General features: G+C 54.5%; 1 protein-coding gene. It reads right to left on the bottom strand.

Annotated elements, in window-relative coordinates; all coding sequences use genetic code 11:
- Window positions 1–628: AMP-binding protein (locus Xvie_RS20510; protein ID WP_139838942.1), on the bottom strand; the 628-nt coding region annotated here is incomplete at both ends.

Below are 628 nucleotides of genomic sequence, written 5' to 3'. Positions count from 1 at the left end.
CAAACCTCAAACGTGCTGGCATCAAACGCCGGATTCGCCGTAAAGGCCACCCGGTCATCCGGTTTTATTTGAGCATAACCATTATTGATGACCAGCCGGATAACCGCTTGATGGGACACGACAACCCCTTTCGGTACCCCTGTGGAACCGGAGGTATACATCACATAAACGGCATCCGAACTAAAACCGGGTAAGTTGAGATTTTCCCCTTCTTCTCGGCCTGTGCCGGTTTCTCCCCTTATTCGCAATAACGGCACCGTCAGATTGACCGGAATTTCCATGTGCTCATCAGTCAGCAGCAACTGAGCCGTGCAATCATTGATTACCCAGTGCTTCCGCTCATCCGGTATACCCGGGTCAATCGGCACATAAATCGCGCCGACTTTCAGCACCGCCAGTTGGGCGGCCACCAGCGCCACCGAACGTTCCAGCAACAGCACCACATGCCCACCGGGTTGAACCCCCTGTTCAACGAGCTGACGGGCCAACCGGTTGGCACGGGCATTGAGTTCGGCATAACTGAGGGTCTGGTCTTCGTACACCAAGGCAATGGCGTCTGGGATTTTCTCTGCCTGCTGTTCGAATAACTGATGAATGCACACCGTGTCAGGGTACGGTGTTTCCGTGG

Origin of the sequence: Xenorhabdus vietnamensis (assembly GCF_002127535.1) — a bacterium.
In the GTDB taxonomy this organism is placed as follows: Bacteria; Pseudomonadota; Gammaproteobacteria; order Enterobacterales; family Enterobacteriaceae; genus Xenorhabdus; species Xenorhabdus vietnamensis.
The sequence above is the reverse complement of the archived record's forward strand: the minus strand, read 5'-3'. Positions and strand labels throughout refer to the sequence as shown.